The sequence below is a fragment of the Dietzia sp. Die43 genome, from assembly GCF_024519835.1.
Classification (GTDB): domain Bacteria; phylum Actinomycetota; class Actinomycetes; order Mycobacteriales; family Mycobacteriaceae; genus Dietzia; species Dietzia kunjamensis.
Genome location: NZ_JALJRF010000045.1, coordinates 1 through 2617 on the forward strand (window position 1 = coordinate 1; position 2617 = coordinate 2617).

Genomic DNA, 2617 nt, shown 5'->3' on the forward strand with positions numbered 1-2617 from the left:
TGGCAGATAGGGCTAGTGGGTACGCCTAGTCCGGCGATCCGGTACTTCGATTCCGGCGACTCGGTACTCCTTAGGGCGGGCGGGGTGGTCTGCTCGGGGTGAGGCGGCGCGACTGCGCCGCTTCTTCCTATTTGAGGAGGCTGATGTGGCCGAGTACAAGGCCATCATGACGTTGGCGCTGGCCGGGCATAGCTACAGCGAGATCGTCGCCGCCGTCGGGTGTTCGCGTCGGGAGATCGCGGCGGTGAAGAAGACGATCACCGCGTACGGCATCACCGCCGGCCAAGCGTCGTCGATGAACCCGGCCGAGATCGCCGGGATGTTCCCCGACGGGCGCAAACGCGTCTCGGAGGACTACACCAAGCCCGATTTTGATCGGGTGCTGGCGTCGATGAAGTTCAACCGGCACTTCACCATCCAGCAGGCCTGGGGCAAATATCTCGCGGACCCCGTCGGGGCCGGGAAGAAGTACGGGTACTCCCAGTACTGCGCCCTGTTCGCCGACCACGCCCGCATCAAGGACGTCGTGGCCACGCTGCATCACGAACCCGGCAGGACGATGCTGGTCGACTGGGCCGGCGACACCCTCGAGGTCCTCGACGCGGTCACCGGTGAGGTCACCAAGCTGTACTTGTTCGTGGCGGTGCTGCCGTACTCCGGTGCGGTGTTCTGTCGCGGTTTTACGGATATGAAGTCCCCGTCGTGGATCGACGCTCACGTCGCAGCGTTCGACTTCTTCGGCGGGACGCCGCAGATGGTGGTGCCCGACAACCCGACCACCGCCACCCACCGGCAGGCCAAGGGCGAGGCGGCCAGGGCTGTCAACGTCCGCTACCAGCAACTGGCCGACCACTACGGCACCGCGATCGTGCCGGCGCGGGTCCGCAAACCCCGCGACAAAGCGGCCGTGGAGTCAGCAGTGGAAGTGGTCAACAAGCGCGTGATCGGCTACCTCGCCGAGGAGGTGTGGACCACCGTCGAGGCCCTGAACGCGGCGATTGATGACCGCGTCGCCGAGATCAACACCCAGATTCGCCGGGCTGACGGTACGACACGGTGGGAGCGATTCGAGTCCGATGAGGCGCCGCTGCTGGCGGTGCTGCCAGACGACGGGTTCGCCACGGTGGAGTGGAAGCAGCTCAAGGTCGGACGGAACTATCACGTCTCCTGCGATTCGCAGTACTACTCGGTGCCGTACACCTTCGCCGGTCAACTGCTGCGAGTCCGGTTGACCGCGCAGTCGGTGACGCTCTTCGACGGTGACCAGGTCGTCTGCGAGCACCCACGGCGCCACGGCCGCAAAGGCCAGTACTCGACCGTGCTCGCTCACGCCCCGAAGGAGCACCAGGGTATCGACGGTCTGTGGTCCCGGCAGTGGTTCACCGACCGTGCCCGCGGGTTCGGCCCCGCCACTGAGCAGGTGATCGCCCAGATCCTTGATCGTCACGTGATCGAGGCGCAGGGCTATCTGGACTGCCAGAACATCCTCGAAACTCTCGGCAAGCGCAGTCGCCAGCGGCTCGAGGCAGCCTGCCAGGTACTGCTCAACCAGAACAGTGCCGGTAGCTACAGCGTGCTCAAACGCGTCATGGCGAGCATCGACTCCGACCACAAGGCGCCCCGGCCCGTGGTCCCGGCGGCGGCCACACGAAAACCGCCGCCACCGGCCGGGGCCCGAGACGACGGCGCGATTCAAGTCCGCTCGGCCGATCACTATGCGCGCGGCCGCAGCGGGGAGGGCGTGTGATGTTCACCGAGATCGATCACCAGAAGTTCCGCAACCTACGCATCACGCACGTGGCGACCCGGTTCGAGGAGCTCATCAGCGATGAGGCCAATGACGAGCTCACCCCGGAGCAGATCTTCCTCACCGCCGTCGACGACGCCCTAGACCAGCGCCAAGCCCACCGGATCGACAAGCTGATCCGCGCCGCGAAGTTCCCGATCCCGCAGGCCTCGATCGCGGAGATCAACTACCAGGAAGGACGCGGGATCACCCCGGTGCGGATGAAACGCTACGCCGGGCACCACTGGCGCCAAGACCCCACCAACCTGCTGGTCCTCTCACCGACCGGCGGCGGGAAAACCTACCTGGCCTGCGCGATCGGCATCGCCGCCTGCCAGAACGGGCACACCGTCACCTACGCCCGCATGGACGAACTCGCCCGGCGGCTGGTCATCGCCCGCGGCGACGGCATCCGCCACCAAAAAATGCTCAACGACCTGTCGGACGTGGAACTGCTGATCATCGACGACTTCCTCACCGTGGGCATCGACCCCGAGGCCGCGAACGACCTGTTCGCCGTGCTGGCCAACCGGGAGCACCGGCTGCCGACGATGATCGCCTCACAATCCCGACCGGCGTACTGGCTCGAGGCCCTACCTGACCGGGTGGCCGCGGACTCCATCGTCAACCGGCTGGCCAACAACGCCCGCGAGATCAACCTCGGCGAAGTCGACATGCGACGCCAACGCGACGACCAAGCCCGGGCGACCACCGGCTACTGGGAGTAACCCCCGACGGTGCCGGCCCGCCTCACGCGCGGGCCGGTTCCGGGTCGCCGGAACAGCGGTACCAACTCGCCGGACCCGCGGTACCGACAAGCCCTATCTGCCA

At 66.5% G+C, this 2617-nt stretch carries 2 protein-coding genes; both read left to right on the forward strand.

Going from position 1 to position 2617, the window contains the following annotated elements; translation table 11 throughout:
• Positions 1-145 precede the first annotated feature (145 nt).
• Complete coding sequence (gene istA, locus NR111_RS18100; protein WP_006898358.1) at positions 146-1747, forward strand: IS21 family transposase; 1602 nt, start codon at positions 146-148, stop codon at positions 1745-1747.
• Positions 1747-2514: an ATP-binding protein gene (locus NR111_RS18105; protein WP_006898359.1), complete on the forward strand. Its 768-nt coding sequence runs from the start codon at positions 1747-1749 to the stop codon at positions 2512-2514. The genes istA and NR111_RS18105 overlap by 1 nt, the downstream gene beginning before the upstream one ends.
• Positions 2515-2617 lie beyond the last annotated feature (103 nt).

What these genes read in the sequence shown, in the direction of transcription:
- NR111_RS18105 (WP_006898359.1), top strand. Translation starts at nt 1,747, where the DNA reads ATGTTCACCGAGATCGATCACCAGAAGTTCCGCAACCTACGCATCACG.